At 63.4% G+C, this 15,134-nt stretch carries 13 protein-coding genes and 1 riboswitch; of the genes, 4 read left to right on the plus strand and 9 right to left on the minus strand.

All coding sequences use genetic code 11. From position 1 onward, the window contains the following. Positions 1–147: 147 nt before the first annotated feature. Positions 148–537, plus strand: a complete 390-nt coding sequence (locus ACDK93_RS06415) for a hypothetical protein (protein WP_458071761.1) — start codon at positions 148–150, stop codon at positions 535–537. 38 nt (positions 538–575) lie between these two features. Here ACDK93_RS06415 and ACDK93_RS06420 read toward each other — a convergent pair whose 3' ends face one another. The 3 genes from ACDK93_RS06420 to ACDK93_RS06430 all read right to left on the minus strand — a co-directional run bounded on the left by ACDK93_RS06420 (position 576) and on the right by ACDK93_RS06430 (position 4,478). Continuing rightward, the gene (locus tag ACDK93_RS06420; protein ID WP_458071762.1) at positions 576–914 is read right to left on the minus strand and encodes a hypothetical protein; all 339 of its coding nucleotides are present in this window, start codon (positions 912–914) and stop codon (positions 576–578) included. A gap of 198 nt (positions 915–1,112) precedes the next feature. Then, positions 1,113–2,534 carry a cytochrome-c peroxidase gene (locus tag ACDK93_RS06425; RefSeq protein ID WP_458071777.1) on the minus strand — a complete coding sequence of 474 codons (1,422 nt, stop codon included), beginning with the start codon at positions 2,532–2,534 and terminating at the stop codon, positions 1,113–1,115. Between the two features lie 162 nt (positions 2,535–2,696). Continuing rightward, positions 2,697–4,478: a phospholipase C gene (locus ACDK93_RS06430; RefSeq protein ID WP_458071778.1), complete on the minus strand. Its 1,782-nt coding sequence runs from the start codon at positions 4,476–4,478 to the stop codon at positions 2,697–2,699. 527 nt (positions 4,479–5,005) lie between these two features. Between ACDK93_RS06430 and ACDK93_RS06435 the strand changes: the two genes are divergently transcribed. From ACDK93_RS06435 to ACDK93_RS06445, 3 genes are all read left to right on the plus strand, one after another. After that, positions 5,006–6,049 (plus strand): diguanylate cyclase, encoded by a 1,044-nt coding sequence (locus tag ACDK93_RS06435; RefSeq protein WP_458071779.1) that lies wholly within the window; start codon positions 5,006–5,008, stop codon positions 6,047–6,049. 55 nt (positions 6,050–6,104) lie between these two features. Beyond that, on the plus strand, positions 6,105–6,299 hold the full coding sequence (locus tag ACDK93_RS06440; protein ID WP_458071780.1) for a hypothetical protein: 195 nt from the start codon (positions 6,105–6,107) through the stop codon (positions 6,297–6,299). Positions 6,300–6,469: 170 nt separating this feature from the next. Then, positions 6,470–8,272 carry a DUF885 domain-containing protein gene (locus tag ACDK93_RS06445; protein ID WP_458072364.1) on the plus strand — a complete coding sequence of 601 codons (1,803 nt, stop codon included), beginning with the start codon at positions 6,470–6,472 and terminating at the stop codon, positions 8,270–8,272. A gap of 71 nt (positions 8,273–8,343) precedes the next feature. On the opposite strand, the gene ACDK93_RS06450 is transcribed toward ACDK93_RS06445, so the two are convergent. The 6 genes from ACDK93_RS06450 to ACDK93_RS06475 form a co-directional block, all read right to left on the minus strand. Further along, positions 8,344–9,039, minus strand: coding sequence for a nucleotide-binding protein (locus ACDK93_RS06450; RefSeq protein ID WP_458071781.1), 696 nt, complete (start codon positions 9,037–9,039; stop codon positions 8,344–8,346). A 246-nt stretch (positions 9,040–9,285) separates the two neighbouring features. After that, entirely contained in the window at positions 9,286–9,957 is a 672-nt protein-coding gene (locus ACDK93_RS06455) for a DUF4124 domain-containing protein (protein ID WP_458071782.1), read from the minus strand. A gap of 199 nt (positions 9,958–10,156) precedes the next feature. Then, complete coding sequence (locus tag ACDK93_RS06460; RefSeq protein WP_458071783.1) at positions 10,157–10,807, minus strand: MOSC domain-containing protein; 651 nt, start codon at positions 10,805–10,807, stop codon at positions 10,157–10,159. 149 nt (positions 10,808–10,956) lie between these two features. After that, the gene (pnuC, locus tag ACDK93_RS06465) at positions 10,957–11,550 is read right to left on the minus strand and encodes a nicotinamide riboside transporter PnuC (protein ID WP_458071784.1); all 594 of its coding nucleotides are present in this window, start codon (positions 11,548–11,550) and stop codon (positions 10,957–10,959) included. Positions 11,551–11,574: 24 nt separating this feature from the next. Continuing rightward, the gene (locus ACDK93_RS06470) at positions 11,575–13,773 is read right to left on the minus strand and encodes a TonB-dependent siderophore receptor (RefSeq protein ID WP_458071785.1); all 2,199 of its coding nucleotides are present in this window, start codon (positions 13,771–13,773) and stop codon (positions 11,575–11,577) included. 60 nt (positions 13,774–13,833) lie between these two features. Beyond that, a riboswitch (TPP riboswitch) is annotated at positions 13,834–13,930 on the minus strand. A gap of 31 nt (positions 13,931–13,961) precedes the next feature. Then, entirely contained in the window at positions 13,962–15,098 is a 1,137-nt protein-coding gene (locus tag ACDK93_RS06475) for a phosphotransferase enzyme family protein (protein WP_458071786.1), read from the minus strand. Positions 15,099–15,134 lie beyond the last annotated feature (36 nt).

The following is a 15,134-nucleotide window of genomic DNA, read 5'->3' on the forward strand; positions in this document are numbered from 1 at the left end:
GAGCGAGTGGCCGCTTCTGACGTAGAGCGCTTTTACATCTTCTCTCCAACCGGCCGACTGTTAAAGCAGTTCAATGCTGAGTAGTCTAACAACTCGTTCAAGGCGGACGGCTTCGCCGCCGCTTAACTCAAGCGTTAGACATACAGCATGAAATCCCGCGAAGCTGACATTTTCACAATCTCGCTTCAGGATGGCCGCGAAGCCCTGTGTCGTATTCTTTATGAGTCGAGCTATTTCAAAAACGTAGTTCTTATCGGGTGCTATGGGGTGCGCTCCGACAACTTTTCTACAACTGAGCAGGTCAGCGTGAGCCCTAAGGCAATGATGTATACCGGCTGGTCAAAGACTTGGCCGGTCATCGGCCACGAGCCCATGGCCAGCCATGAAGGTATTCTCTCCCGGCGTATCGTTGCAGGTGACGTGTGGGAGGGTGACAGGCATATGGGTCAAGCCACAGAAACTGAGTTGGCATCGCTTTCAAAAATGGAAGTTTACGGGCATCGTAGTCTGGTTAGGCAGCTAGCAAAGTATGTCTAACTACTCGTTCAAGGCGGACGGCTTCGCCGCCGCTTAACTCAAGCGTTAGAGCACAAAATGAGAGTTACGGCAGCCGCAAATTTGTCACTTGTAATAGCGGTCATTTCTGTTGCACTGCTGTTCTTCGGATTTGCGTCGGCGCTTGGCGATCCTGCACCATGGGTCACCCCTGCTGAAATTGCATCGCGTAAACTCCATGCGACTATCGCCTTCTCAATAGGAATTTTTATTCTTCCTTTTGCACTTTGGCTTTCTGGGTATAGCTTCCCGGCTGCCCGCTGGCGTTCGTCGATAGCTTTACTTATCTGCTTAATTCCGTTCGGCACCATGTGCGTTCTCTGGTTCACATGAGAAATGTGCTCTAACAATTCGTTCAAGGCGGACGGCTTCGCCGCCGCTTAACTCTAGCGTTAGCTCCCTCCGTATTGAACGGCAGCTATGCGACATGCATTTGCGGCCCGCAAGAGGCCGCTATTGGCCGAATAGAGACTATGCTTCGCGCCGATATCCCACCCGAAGCAGACTTGTGCTCGGCGTGGCTGATCGAAGCGATGTTCGACAACTGAGAGTCTCGCCTAGTTAGCGCCAGCGGCGTCGCTCTTGCTCGGCTTGGGCATCGGCATATACCCATCATCCAGCGCGTGCACGAAGGCGATGATGTCCTGGATATCGAGATTCGACATCGCGGGTTTGTCGCCGGCCTTGCGGTCGAAGGGGGCGTCTTTGGTGTCGACGTTGCCGTGCAGTGCTTCGGGGATGTCGTTGTAGAGGGCGAGCTTGCCGCTGGCGTCGCGGGGGTAGATTTTTTCGGGCTGGACGCTGCGCAGGTTGTAGAAGTCCAGCACCTGTTTCAGCGTGGTGTATGCGCCGTTGTGGAAGAACACGGCGCGGCGGTCGACGTTGCGCAGGGTGGGGGTGAGAAACATGCCGCAGTATTGTTTCTGGCTGGCCAGATCCTTGCGGATGGGACCGCACAGGCCAAGGTCGAAGTGCTGCGGATCCTTGTTGGCCGCGAGGTGCGTGTTGCGCGGTACGCCCAGCGCTTCGTACTGGGTGTCGGTGAAAAGCGGCGGCAGGCCGTCGGCGGTGACCTGGCTGAGGTGGCAGGCAGCGCAGTTGCCTTTTTGCGGATCGTTGAAGGCCTTGAGCCCGCGCATTTCGGCGGCGCTGAGCGTGGCCTTGCCCTGCAGCCACGCGTCGTATTTGCTGGTGAAGGCGTGGAAGGATGGGTCTTCGATCTGGTAGCGCACGAGGGCGAACATCGCCTCGGACACCAGCCTGTCCGGACTGTTGACGATGGCCGGGCCGAACAACTGGACGAACTGCTGGCGGTAGGGCGGCTTGGCCAATGTGCCGGCCAGCGTCGATACGCTGGTGTTGGCCATCTCGGCAGGATCAAGCGCGGGGAAAAAGGCCTGCCTCTGCAGTGAATCGGCGCGGCCGTCCCAGAACAGGCCGCCCTGCGGCACCATGGCGACCGTTGGTGCGGCGCCGGCGGATTTTTGTGCCCGCGGTTGGCTGCTGGTCGATGCGGCGAGAGCGTTGAGATTGACGGTGACATCGTCCGGCGCGGTGTCCGGGCCGATGCTGAAAGGTTGCTGCCGATAGAGATAGGCCAGCGACGGTGGCGGCCGTTCGCCGAGACGATTCATGTCGGCGCCGCCGGGCTGAACGGTGAGCTTGTTCGGCGGGTTGTAGCCGTATTGGGGGCTGTGGCAGGAAGCGCAGGACTCACGCCCCGAGCCCGACAGCGAGGGGTCGAAAAAAATCTGCCTGCCCAGCTGTGCAACCGCGCTGAGCGGCTGCACCGGCGGTAGATTCAATACGACCGGATGAGGATTGATGCCGCCTGATTCGGCGGGGCCGGTGTGGGCCGACGCTTTGGTTCCGCCGACAATTCCGCCAACCAGCAGGCCGCTGCAGACCAGCGCGAGACACCACGCGGTTTTCAATGACGGCGCGCGGCGACGGCGCGCGGATGTTTGACGTGGACGCATGGCGAACGGCAAGAGCGTGTATCCGATAGCTTCAATGGCGTTGTCGCAGCGAACCGGCACGCAGTCAGGCACGGTCGGGGCGTGTGACATCGGGTGAGGCAAGTCGACGACAGAAAACCCCTGCCCGGTGAGACCCGGGCAGGGGCGTCGTCCTTGGGAGATTTACAGTCCCTTGTTCGAACGCGGCACGGCCTGTGCCGTCTGCTGCAGGCGCGGATCGATCGGTGCGGGAACCTTGGTGCCCAGGACGGGATCGAGAAAGATCGGCCTTGCCACGGTGAACTGGTTACGGTTGAAGTCGAACATGCCCATGATGCTGCCGGTGGTCGCATCGTTCGAACCCTGGCCGATGCGCTGGCCGCCGAGCCAGTTGTCCTCGATGAAGCGCACCACGGAGGACTGCGTTACGCGCGTATCGTCCACGTAGTTGACGCGAGCGTAGGGCGAGATGACCAGCATCGGCACGCGCGTGCCCGGACCGCAGCGGCCGTTGACCACGCCACCGTTTACGCCGATGCCGGGCTTGGCATCGGGGCCGGTGCACACGCCCGGGCCGTTGAGCTGATCTGCACCGGTCACCGAACCTTGCTTGGTCGTCGAGTCGAACGACGAAGTGGTCGGCGACGCATAGCGATGGTCGTACCAGCCGTCGGAATCGTCGTAGGTGATGATGATGGCGGTGTTCTTCCAGTCAGGCTGCTTCTCGAGGAAGTTGACGACCTTCACGATGAACTGCTGCTCGTCCAGCGGATCGGAATTGCCCGGATGCGCATCGCCCACTGCCGGCGCTTTCAGGTAGCTCACCGAGGGGAAATTGCCGGCCGACACGGCGCTGAAGAAATCGTTGACGTCGTATTCGTGGTGCACCGGCGTGGCGCCGCTGTCCTTCGGATCGGTGTAGCCGACCTTGGCGATCGAGCTGGGGCGCGCATGCGTTGGGTTGGCCGTGGAGGCGTAGTACTGGAACCAGTTGTGGTGCGGAATGTAGTCGGTCTTGGTCGCCGCCAGCACGCTCGAGTAGGTGCTGCGGGTGCAGCCGGTGCTGCCGTTCTGGTTGGTGGCGGTGAGGTCGAAGCCGCCCATGAAGCCGCCCCAGGTCAGGTTGTGCGCATTCAGCAGATCGCCGATGTTCTTCGAGGTCATGCGCACCGTGCTGGTGCTCGAGGAGCAGCTGTCGTAGGCGGGGTCGGTGTCGCCGACCAGGGTCAGCCCGGACTGACCGTCCGGAATGGTGGACGACGAACCAACGATATTCTGTGCACCGTTCGTGGTGCCGGCGACGACTTCGAGTGCGCCTGGCGTGGAGGGGCCGAACGTGTCGCTGTAGGCGTTGTCATTCAGCGCAAAATGCTGGGCGTAGTTCCACAACGCGGTGACGGTGTTGCCGTCGAAGTAGGCCATGACCAGGCCGTTGGTGCCGAAGGTGCCGGTGCTGCTCACCGTATTGTTGCCGGTGTAAGCGGGGAAACGATCGGCCAGACCGTTGTCGTAGGCCAGCTGCTCCGGCGTGTAGGAGTGATTCTGGCCTTCGGTATTGGCCTGCGTGCGATCCAGACGGAACGGGTTGACCGCGTTGACGCCGTTCACCGGATTGGTGGCGTTCGGGTTCTGGGTCAGCAGCGCCTGCGTCAGGCCCTGTACGGACGGCGTGTTGGGCGCCGCAATGAAGGCCGGCTCGCCTGCGGGATTCTGTGCAACCGGGTAGGTGCCGAAGTAGTGGTCGAACGAACGGTTCTCGCCGAAGATCACGACCAGATGCTTGATCGGGGTGGCGGTGGGCACGGCGTCCTGCGGGGAGGTGTGGACCACCGGGCCGGGAATGATCTGGCCTGTGGCCGGCGCCCTGGCCAGCGGCGATGTCACCTGGGCAGATACGGCAAACGCGAGGCTGACCGAGGCGATCGAAGCGCAAAGCAGCGTTTTGCGGATGGGAGGATGCAGCATGGCAAGGGACTCCTGATGAGAGAGGCAACGAGGGTGGCTAACCGGCCGGGTCGGACCGCAGCAAATTCACTGGAATACCCGGCACGGTTGCGGCAAACCGTGGCAGGAGCGCGCGAAGGTCGACGGGCATTTAATCACCCGTGTATGAACATTCAGAGACAGCGAGGCAGGTGCGGAGCACCTGGCGTGAAGCGGCTCGGCGAGCGCAGGTTTTTGCGTCTTTCATGCGTAAAACCCGCGTAAAACCCTGCGTAAAGCGTGGTGGTGGCGCGCGCAGGCTCGCCGCTGCGCATCGCGGCCTGACTGGCATATGGCTGTTCATGTCCACGCAGGGGTGCAACACTCCTGACACACGGCGATCCATGCCGCGTTCGCGTCAGCGATCCCGATCGAACAGGCACTTGCCCACGATGTCCGCGTCATCCAAGCCTGTTTCCGCTGCCGGCCCCCGCGCTGCGCCGGAGCCGACTGCGGGTGGCCAGGCGAACGGTCGGCGCCTGCCCCGGACGCATTCCGCCTTCTGGGTCATGACCCGTCGCGTCACCCTTCTGGCGGCCTCGGTCGACGCGGCGTTCCTGGTTTTCTTTCTCGCCGTGAGCTCGCCGCTGCTGGCGTGGCTCAACGTGGTCAGCATCGCCATGTATGTCGTGGCGTACGCGCTGCTGGTGCGGCGGCGGAATGTTCCCGCACTGCTGCTGATCTGGGCCGAGGTGGTGGGACACGCGACGATCGGCACGTTGCTGGTGGGCTGGGACAGCGGCTTTCACTACTACCTGCTGATGTTCATTCCCGCCATCGCGGTGAGCGGCAGCGTGCGGCGAGTGGCGCTGCCGCTGATCGTGCTGTTTCTGGCCTATATGGGTCTGCATCAGGCGGCGCATGTCGTCGGCACGCTGGCGCCGATGGGCGATACGCCGCTGCAGATTCTCAGCGTGTTCAATGTCTCGATTTTTTTCGCGATGGCCAGTTATACGGCCCGCTTTTATTACGCGCTGGTGCGCAAGAGCGATCGCAAGCTGCGCGATCTGGCTACCCGCGACGCGCTGACCGGACTGTCCAACCGACGCCATCTGATCGAGCTGGCGAAGCCGGAAATTGCGCGCGCGCGTCACGCCGGTCAGCCGGTGTCGCTGGTGCTTGCCGATATCGACGATTTCAAGCAGATCAACGACGGATACGGGCATGAGGCCGGCGACGTGGTGCTGACACGCGCCAGTGCCGTATTTCGCGACGCCTGCAGCAGCGAGGACATCATTGCGCGCTGGGGTGGCGAGGAGTTCCTGTTCCTGCTGCCGAATATCGGCACTGACGATGCGCTGCCTATCGCCGAGCGCGTGCGTGCGCGGGTTGCCGAGATGGCAGTCGATCACGATGGCCGCCAGATAGGTTTCACGCTGTCGATGGGCGTGGCCTTGCTGATGCCGGAGGAAAATCTGGAAGATGCCATCAGACGCGCCGACAACGCGCTCTATCAGAGCAAGTCCGAGGGCCGCAATCGCGTCACGCCGGCATCGCCGCTGCCCGTGGATGCGCCGCGCCCGTCCGGTGCGGCGCGCGTTTGTTCGCCCTGAGCTGACGCCCTGCACCTGTGGGATTATGCGTCCTCCTTCGTATTGAAGTGCGACGATGCTTTGTACTGACTGCCAATCCGGCTATCACGCGCCCTACGACCGCTTCGAGCGCGTGGCCGCGAATCCGAAAGGCCCGGCTTACCTGATGCGCTGCAAAGTGTGCGGCGCGCTGTGGAACGAGACCTCCGGTCCCCCGGCGCTGATGACCCGCACCGAAGCGCGGTGGGTGTACCCGCAGGCGCGGATCTGAATTGCAGCCTGACCGGTCGGGTATCGATCCGACGCGCAGCGGCGTCGGCGTCGTGGTCGCGCCGGAACGCCGGCATCCGGGCATCGAATGATGCCGGCATGACCTTCGGCATATCCGGCATGGCGCTGCAGGGTCTACGCTCGGTTATCTACCGGGGAGATCCATCCATGTTGAAACCATTGATTGCGGGTATCGCGTTGGCCATCAGCGGCGTGGTCGCCGCCCAGGTGGCGCCCGCCAGCGCATCGACTTCCACCACGCCGGCCACGCCGGACTGGGTCGCCAAGAGCAACGCCGACGCGCAGCCGCTGCTGAAGGCGCTGGCCGATTTCAATCCGGAGTTTGCCTCGCAGTTCGGCTTTCCCGGCTTCGACGACAAGGCCATCGACCTCAAGCCCAACGTGGACGATCGCTCGCGCGCCGCGCTCACGGCCGCGCGCGACCAGCTGCAGAAAAATCTGACGGCAGAAACCGACGCGAACGTGCGCCAGGATCTGGAAATCATGATCAAGGCGGCTGACCGCAGCATCGAGGACAGCAAGCTCAACGAGCAGTACCTGCTGCCGTACAACGACATCGGCCAGACCATATTCCAGGGCGAGTTCACCCTGCTGCAGGATCAGGTCGCGCCGGCGCGCCGGCCGGCGGCGCTGAAACGCCTGCAGTGCTATGTCGGTATGACCGCCGGCTGCGTGCCGGTAACGAAGGAGGCGCAGGCGCTGTTCCAGGCGAAGCTCGGCGACGCGAAGCTGATCGGCCCGTACAAGGTCGAGGTGGAACAGAATCTGGCCAACACCGGACGTTACGTCGACGGCATACGCAAGCTGTACGCGAAGTACAAGATCGACGGGGCGGGTCCTGCGCTGGACAAACTGCAAAAGCAGTTGAACGACTACGACGCCTGGGTCAAGGCCACGGTGCTGCCGCATGCGCGCACCGACTTCCGCCTGCCGCCGGCGCTGTATGCCAACAACCTCAAACAGGTCGGACTCGACATCACGCCGCAGGAGCTGATCAAGCGGGCCGAGCTGGAGTTCATGGAAACCCAGGCGCAGATGCAGATGATGGCGCCGGACGTGGCCAGGGCGGAAGGCATCAAAGGTGCCACCGACTATCGCGATGTGGTCAAGGGCCTGAAGAAGGATCAGCTCGATCGCGATTCGATCGAGCCTTATTACCACCAGGTGATCGGCAAGATTCAGGACATCATCCGCCAGCAGGGCATCGTCTCGCTGCCCAATCGCGACATGATCATGCGCGTGGCCTCCGAGGCGGAAAGTGCGCAGGAGCCCGCGCCGCACATGGACCCGCCGCCGCTGATCAACAACCACGGCGAACGCGGCGCGTTCGTGCTGCCGCTGGGCAATCCGCCCAATGGCAAGGGCGACAACCAGGCCTACGACGACTTCACCTGCAAATCCTGCGCGTGGACGCTGGTGGCGCATGAGGGAAGGCCAGGTCACGAGCTGCAGTTTTCGGCGATGGTCGAACACGGCGTTTCGCTGGCGCGGTCGCTGTTCGCCTTCAACAGCGTCAACGTCGAAGGCTGGGCGCTGTATTCCGAATACATGATGATGCCGTACGAGCCCAAGGGCGGGCAGATGATTGCCCTGCAGCTGCGTCTGCTGCGTGCGGCCCGCGCGTTCCTCGACCCGATGCTCAACCTTGGCCTGATCACCCACGACCGCGCGCACGACATCCTGGTCAACGACGTGGGTCTGTCCGAGGCCTTTGCACGCGAGGAGCTCGACCGCTTCACCTTCCGCTCGCCGGGGCAGGCCACCGCGTATTTCTACGGGTATACCCGCCTGCTCGAGCTGCGCGCGCACACGCAGATCGAACTGGGCAACAGCTTCAATCTGAAACAGTTCAACGATTTCCTGATCGCTCAGGGCCTGCTGCCACCCGACCAGTTGGCCGAGGCGGTGGATACGCAGTTCATTCCCGCCCACGGCGGCAAGCCGGCGCAGTAAGAACGTTGGCGGTTATCGCCCGGCAGACAGTCGTCGGGCGATAACGGCCGCCGGATCTGTCGGCGCGTCGCTCACAGGTCGAGCTTGCCCAGTTCGGCGTAGGCGTTGTTCAACCACACCTTGACCCGCTGGCGTTCCAGCAGACCCAGACCGGTGCTGGCGCGATCGGGATGATTGAGTGCCGCCCAGAAGCTGACGTTCGACTGGTCGATCTTCAGCATGGCGGTGTCGGGCAGGCGGCGCAGGGAAATAACTTTTGCGCCGAGCGCTTCGGCGCGCTGACGCTGCCCGGATGCGTCGAGCATGTCGAAGCGATCGCCGCGCAGCTCGTTCAGCACGATCACGAGATTGAGCTTGCCGCCGAACTGATCCAGCCACTGCTTCAGCAGATCGACCGAATCGCGACCGCTGTCCATCACGTGCCACCAGGTCAGCGTGAGGCCGCTTTCCGTGGCAAGCCCCGGTATATCGGAATCGGTGAGCCAGCGCGTCAGCGCCTCATGCGTTTGCGCCGCGAGGTCGACCAGCACGTGTTGCTCAGGACTTTCCAGCGCGCACTCAATGACCGGGTCGAGGCTGTCGTGCTGGTCGAGTAAGGCCGGCTGGGCGAAGTCGGCATAGAAGCGCAGCAGCGCGCCGTGCGAGCGGTCGGTATCGAAGCCGCGGAACTGCATGCCGTGATCGATGAAATACTGGGCCAGCACGCGGCACACGACCGACTTGCCGACGCCGCCTTTTTCACCACCGATGAAGTGGATGTGGCTCATGTCCGAATTTATCCTGGTTGCTTGAACGGGTGAGAGGTAGCGGAAAAGCCCGAGCGTAGAAAATACCGGGTGAAGATGTCGATCAGACGCTCGCGATTGTTCGTCACCCGCGGCGTCATCGCGCAGGCGATCGCTCGATCGCCCGGCTGTGCCTGCGAGGCATCGTCAGATCGGTGAAACGTGCGGGGCCGGGATATCCCGTCTTCGAAGCCGGTGGACCACAGGGGCGGGCTCAGCGCCCGACGTTCAGCACTTCACCGTACCGCCGGCAACCGGCACGCACGGATGAAAGACGGGCGGGGGAGGCAGGGCGGGCGGCGCGCCGTCGTGATCATGGCCAGGGCCATGACCCTGGTCGTGGTCGTGATCATGACCGTGCTCGCCTCCGTAGGGTAGACCGCCGCCCAGGTAACCGGGCACGGCGTTGTAAAACGGGCCGACATCGTCGTAGACCGGTTGCGCCATCTGATTCTGGTACTGGGCGTTCTGCTGGCGCAGTACATCGTTCTCGCCCTGCAGTCGCCCGCGTGCGGCGGCGGCATCGATCTGCGCCTGCTGCAGATCGGCTTGCTGCTGCTGTCGCTCGGCCGCCGCTTCGTCGGCCTGCTCCTGAGCCTTGGCCGCCATCCGCTGCTTGCGTGCCTCGACGCGCTCCTTGTAGAGCGCGGTAATGTTGTGTGAGACAGCGTAGCGCCTGGCTGCATCGTCCTGGCCCAGGTCGAGATACTGATCGATGATCTCCGTGTCGTCGGCCTGATGCAGCAGTTCGCCCTTGCCGCCGGCGCAGGGTCGATCGGTATAGACGACCTGCCCGGCCTTGGTGCACTTGTAGATATCCTGCGCGCTGGCCGCGCACGAGGTCGCCAAGAGAATCACGGCGAGGCAGAAAAAGCGTTTGGCGTTGGGCTGGCTGCTCATGCTGGCGCTATTTTGCACCTATCGGGCGTAATAAAAGCGTTGAGGCGTAAAACCGCGAGGATGACGGTCCGGCGTCGTTTCACGCTGTTCGACGCGATCGTTATCGGGGGAGATGCACGATACAGCCGGGACCGGCAAAGCGTCCTGCTGCGCATCGTAAGGCTGCATACGCCGGGTCAGCGAAGCGCGAACGGCCAGGTCATGACCTTCGTGCCAGGCGCTCGCCGATATGCCCGCGCCATTCCGGTGACAGTTCCGGTATCTCGATCGCACGCGCCAGCAAGCGCAGCGCTTCGCGATCGTTGGGCTTCAGATAGCCATCGAACAGCGATCGAATCGGCAAGCATCCCGCCCCTCGTGCAACGACATCTACCGTGTCTCCGGCCTTGACGGTCCCTTCCTTCAATACGCGCAGATAAAAGCCGGTGCGCAGGGAAAGCGCAAACATCTTCGGTACGCGCTTGTCCGCAAAACGAATGCCGAGCTTGAAACAGGGCACGCGTGGCTGGCTGATGGTGAACAGCGCGTCGCCAATCTGCAGCTGATCGCCGACGCAAAGCTGCGCCTCGTCGAGTCCGGCCACGGTGAGGTTTTCCCCGAACTGTCCGTAAGTCAGGTCATCCCGGCTGAGAGCCTCGCGCCAGTAGTCGTAATGATCCAGCGAATACGCGTAGACCGCCTTGCTCTCGCCGCCGTGATTGATCAGGTCCGCCTGCCCGTCGCCATCGAGATTGAGCCGGCGCACCGCGACCGCACCCGCCACGGGGCGCTTGAAAATGCCGGTCAGCACCGACGTATCGCCGTGCGGCACTTCCACTGGCCGCGACACATTCACTGACATCAGGCTCATCGGCATCGCGACTCGCTCCACAGGTTTGCCGGGTCGGCCAAATGCACGCCCAACGTCGTTCCGGCGTGCCTTCAGCTTACCCTTATATGAGCCGCTGGAAGGATAGGTGGAAGCGGGCGGGGGGAGAACAAGCGGTCGATATTTCGACGTCAGACGACAGCAGGTTTCGTATCCGCCACGTTGCCTTGACCGGCCTTTTGCCAGCTGCGCACGCCGATGCATGCCAGCACGATGAAGCCGGCATACAGTACCGACGTGATCACCAGATGCTTGTAGACGTATTCGCCCACGTAGATCACGTCCACCACGATCCACAGCCACCAGGCGGCGATATGACGGCGCGCCTGCCACCACTGTGCAACAAGGCTGAAGGCGGTCAGCGCCGAATCGAGCCAGGGCAGCGCGGCGTCTGTCCAGCGGTGCATGACGAAGCCGAGCAACAGCGAACCCACGACACCGATGGCGATATGCGCCAGCGCCTCTCCGGTCGCCAGCGGGGCCACCTGCACGCGACCGTCGTCGTCGAGATTGCGCAGCCAGCGCAGCCAGCCGTAGACGATGAGCACGGCGAAGGCGATCTGCAGCAGGGCGTCGGAATAGAGCTTGGCCTCGGCAAAGATGCCCACGTAGACCGCTACCGAGAGCAGCCCGATCGGCCAGCACCACGGCCGGCGCTGCGCGGTAAGCCAGACCGCCCATGCGCTGAGCAGGGCGCCGACCAGTTCTATCCAGGAGATTTCCATCAGCGTAGTTCCATCACGTGCGGCTCAAAACGCCAGCGTTGCGGAAAGTCGCGCCAGCCGTGGCGCGCCCGGAAACAGGAAGCTGTCGCCGCCGGAGGTGCCGGTATCGCGCCAGTAGAAGTGATTGAACAGGTTGTCGATATTCAATCGCCAGGTCAGCGCGTGGCCTCCCAGCACGGTGGTGTAGCGCATGCCGGCGTCGAAGACGTTATACGCCGGTACGCTGACCAGGCCGTTGGGCGTGGCCGGATTGGCGCTGGCGTAACGCCAGCCGCCGAGCAGGCTGAAGTTGTTGGCGAACGGCAGGCGGTAATCCAGATAGACGGCCGAACGCGCGCGTGGCACGTTCACCACCTGATGGCCTTCGTACGCGGGTGTGCCGGTGTCATACGCTTGCGCCTGAATGAAGTTGAGGCTGGCGGTGAGGCGAAGGTTTTCGGTGAGACGGCCGTCGGCGTTGAGCTCCAGGCCGGTGTGTTTCTCGATGCCCTCCTGCACGAAGGTGAAGCCCGCTGCGGTATTGCTGGGCTGCGCGAACTGATACGGCTGGCTGATGCGATAAAGCGCAGCGGTGAGATCCAATGCGTCGCTCCACGCGTACTTCGCGCCGGCTTCGACCTGCCGTGACTGCAGCGGCGGCAGTATCGCGTCGCCGTTGGAGGTCCAGTACGGCGCCTGGGCGCCGAGCGAAAGGTTTTCGCTATAGCTCACGTAGAGCGTCAGCGGTGCCGTCGGCTGCCACATCACGGCGGCCTGCGGCAGCACCTTGCTCAGGCGCGTGTCGCGCTGAAGCACGCCGTACGGATCGTAGGCGCGCTCTTCCAGATGCACGAAGCGCCCGCCCACAAGCACCTGCCATTGCTCGCCAAAGTGAATGCGATCGAGCCCGAATACCGCATGCTGCCAGCTGGTCAGCGTGCGTGCGGAGGGTCCCGGCTGATTCGGTGAGGGCGCGTAGTAGGGCGGGTTGAATTCGCTGATATTTGCCGTGCCGACGTAGTCGTAGACGTATGGACGCTGATCGAGCGTGCGACGGAAGGCGCTGGTGCCCAGGCTCACCTCGTTGCTCAAGCTGCCGAGATCGAAACTGCCCTTGAGCACGGCCCGCGCCTCGTCGTTCTCGCGGGTGTCGTCGGGGCTGCGGTAATCGTAGATGTCGTAGTCGCCATTGGGCGCGAAAAAGTAGCCGGGCGTTGCGCCACTCGCGCAGGAGGGCGCGTAGAAGCAGCCATACGCATACGCCACGTTGTCGTCGATCACGCTGTGGCTGTGGCTGCCGGAAAGTTGAAGGCTCCACTTGTCGCTGAAGCGGTAGTTGAAGCGCAGCGTGGTGTTGCTGGCGTGGATCCCGACCGGCTGCTGCCACGGCTCGTAGCCCAGCAGCTGGGTGCTGCTCGGATGCGGCGGCAGCGTGGTGCCGCCCAGCAGCTGGTAGCCGGAGACCGAGCGCTGGCCGCTGGTCTGGTAATCGGTATCAAGCTGCAGGGTGGCGCTGTCGCTGATCTTCCAGTCCGCCGCGAGCGAGATAAAGCTGCGCCGGCCGTTGGTATGGTCGACGTAGGAGTGGATGTCCTCGTGTGCCGCGTTGACGCGCACGCCGAAGTTCGGGGTGAGCCAGGCGCCCATGTCCAGCGCGGTGTACTGCGAGCCGTGCGAGTCGGTGCCCACGGTGACGGTGTGCACGTCCGCCGGCCGTTTGCTGACGTAATTGACCAGGCCGCCGGGTGCGACGACGCCGGCTTCGAGACCGGCCAGACCCTTGAGAATCTCGACCTGCTGCTTGTCTTCCAGCGGGGTCAGCTGCTCGGCGGTGATGGTCATGTCGTTGAGACGAAAGCCGGTCGCCAGATCGAGCGGGAAGCCGCGGATGGAAATGTCCTGGTAGTAGCCGACCGGCGCGTAGTTGTCGCCCAGGGCGGCGTCGGAGTGGGCGATTTCGCTCAGCGTGCGCGGCTGGCGATCGTCGAGCTGGTCGCGCGTGATGACCGTGACGGCGGCCGGCGTGTCGTGCAACGGCGCGTTGCCGAAACTGCCGAAGGTGTCGACCTGCGAACTCTCGGCGCGATAGCCCTTGTCGGTTTTGCCTTTGACCTTGACCGTGGCCAGCGGCGTCGCCTGCGCCGCGCTGGGCGTGGTGGCGTCGCCGGCCCGAGCGGCGGGCGCAGCAGCGAACGCCAGTGCAGACAGCATGGCGAGCGTAAGAACATTGCGGGTAATAGTCATCGATCATCGTCTCGTGGTGGCACACACGAAGCGACGGCAAGCCGCGCGCCCGAACGGACGCCAGCGACTCAGCAAGCTCCCTACGCCGGTACTAACCGGGTCAGGTTCCAAGGGACTCTCTCAGCCCGGCAAACGCCGGGCACCCCCGCTTCAAGACCGCTATTGAATCACGAAACGTGGGCTCTGCGTCAGGCCAGCGCGCGAATCGCCTGCAGCAGGGTCTGCCCGTGCGGCGTCGCGAACCACGACGCGTGGCCCAGCAGAAAGGTGTCGTAGGCGACGTCGGCATTGGCGCGCGAGCCGGTGACGGCGTGAAAATATTCCACCTCGGACAGCGCAAAGTCGACGTGCACCAGCGGCAAAAGGTCGGCCAGCAGCTGGATATCGTCGGCGCTCAGTGCGCGTATCTCGCGGTAGCCGTCGATCAGCGCGCGGGCGATATCGGCATGCACGGCGCCATCGCCTTGCTCCAGCGCCAGCCAGGCGATTGCATTGCGTTCGATCGCGGTCGCCAGATCGAATAGCGCAAACGTGCGCGAGGACAATCCGAAATCCAGCACCGACCTAACGCAAGCGCTGGGGCCGGCGTCGCTCCAGCAAAGATTGGAAACGTGCCAGTCGTTGTGGGTCCACAGCGCCGATTGTGTGGCCACGCGCTGCGGCAGCGTGTCATGCCAGGGCGCCAGCACGCGCTGAACATCGGCTGCCCAATCGCGCTGGCGCAGGTAATCGGCCAGGCCCGGCCGATCGGGCAGTTGCTGAGCAAACGCGGCGATGGGGTCGGCCGCGGCAAGCAGTTCGCTGCGTGCTACCAGAATATGCGTGTCGCGCTGATCGGCCGTATAGCTGGCGGCCGCATCGTGCAGCGTGGCCAGCATGCGGCCGGCCGCGCGCGCATGACCGCGTTCGGCGATCGGCGACCAGGAAACGGCGTCGCGGTAGAGGTCGATGCCCTCTGCCACAGTGTGGATCTCATACACCCAGTCGCCGATTGCTATGGCCGTTTGGCCGTCCATACCTGCAAGCAAGTCGGGTATGGGGATACCGCCGGTCTGTAGATGCGCGATGAAGCGATGCTCTTCGCTGAGCGTTGCCACGGAACGCACCAGACGATGATGTCGTTTCACAAAAACAGCGCCTTCGTCGGTGTCGACCAGTACGGCGGCGGACAGCGGCCGCGGGCTATGCCAACGAATGCTCAGCGGCGCGCCCAGGGCGGGGTAGCAACGCAACAGCCGCGCGACTTCGCCGGCGCGCAGCGCTGGCCAGTCTGGTGCAACGCTGTCATCGGCAAGGCCATGCACGCGATGGGTGATGTCCGGCATGGGTGGGCGCGCAAGTCGAAGGAGGCGGGGATTATC

The sequence above is a fragment of the Rhodanobacter sp. BL-MT-08 genome (assembly GCF_054161255.1).

Bases quoted from the DNA above. Each gene is read 5' to 3' on its own strand.
- ACDK93_RS06415 (WP_458071761.1), top strand. From the start codon at position 148: ATGAAATCCCGCGAAGCTGACATTTTCACAATCTCGCTTCAGGATGGC.
- ACDK93_RS06425 (WP_458071777.1), bottom strand. From the start codon at position 2,534: ATGCGTCCACGTCAAACATCCGCGCGCCGTCGCCGCGCGCCGTCATTG.
- ACDK93_RS06430 (WP_458071778.1), bottom strand. From the start codon at position 4,478: ATGCTGCATCCTCCCATCCGCAAAACGCTGCTTTGCGCTTCGATCGCC.
- ACDK93_RS06435 (WP_458071779.1), top strand. From the start codon at position 5,006: ATGACCCGTCGCGTCACCCTTCTGGCGGCCTCGGTCGACGCGGCGTTC.
- ACDK93_RS06440 (WP_458071780.1), top strand. From the start codon at position 6,105: ATGCTTTGTACTGACTGCCAATCCGGCTATCACGCGCCCTACGACCGC.
- ACDK93_RS06450 (WP_458071781.1), bottom strand. From the start codon at position 9,039: ATGAGCCACATCCACTTCATCGGTGGTGAAAAAGGCGGCGTCGGCAAG.
- ACDK93_RS06455 (WP_458071782.1), bottom strand. From the start codon at position 9,957: ATGAGCAGCCAGCCCAACGCCAAACGCTTTTTCTGCCTCGCCGTGATT.
- ACDK93_RS06460 (WP_458071783.1), bottom strand. From the start codon at position 10,807: ATGAGCCTGATGTCAGTGAATGTGTCGCGGCCAGTGGAAGTGCCGCAC.
- pnuC (WP_458071784.1), bottom strand. From the start codon at position 11,550: ATGGAAATCTCCTGGATAGAACTGGTCGGCGCCCTGCTCAGCGCATGG.
- ACDK93_RS06470 (WP_458071785.1), bottom strand. From the start codon at position 13,773: ATGACTATTACCCGCAATGTTCTTACGCTCGCCATGCTGTCTGCACTG.
- ACDK93_RS06475 (WP_458071786.1), bottom strand. From the start codon at position 15,098: ATGCCGGACATCACCCATCGCGTGCATGGCCTTGCCGATGACAGCGTT.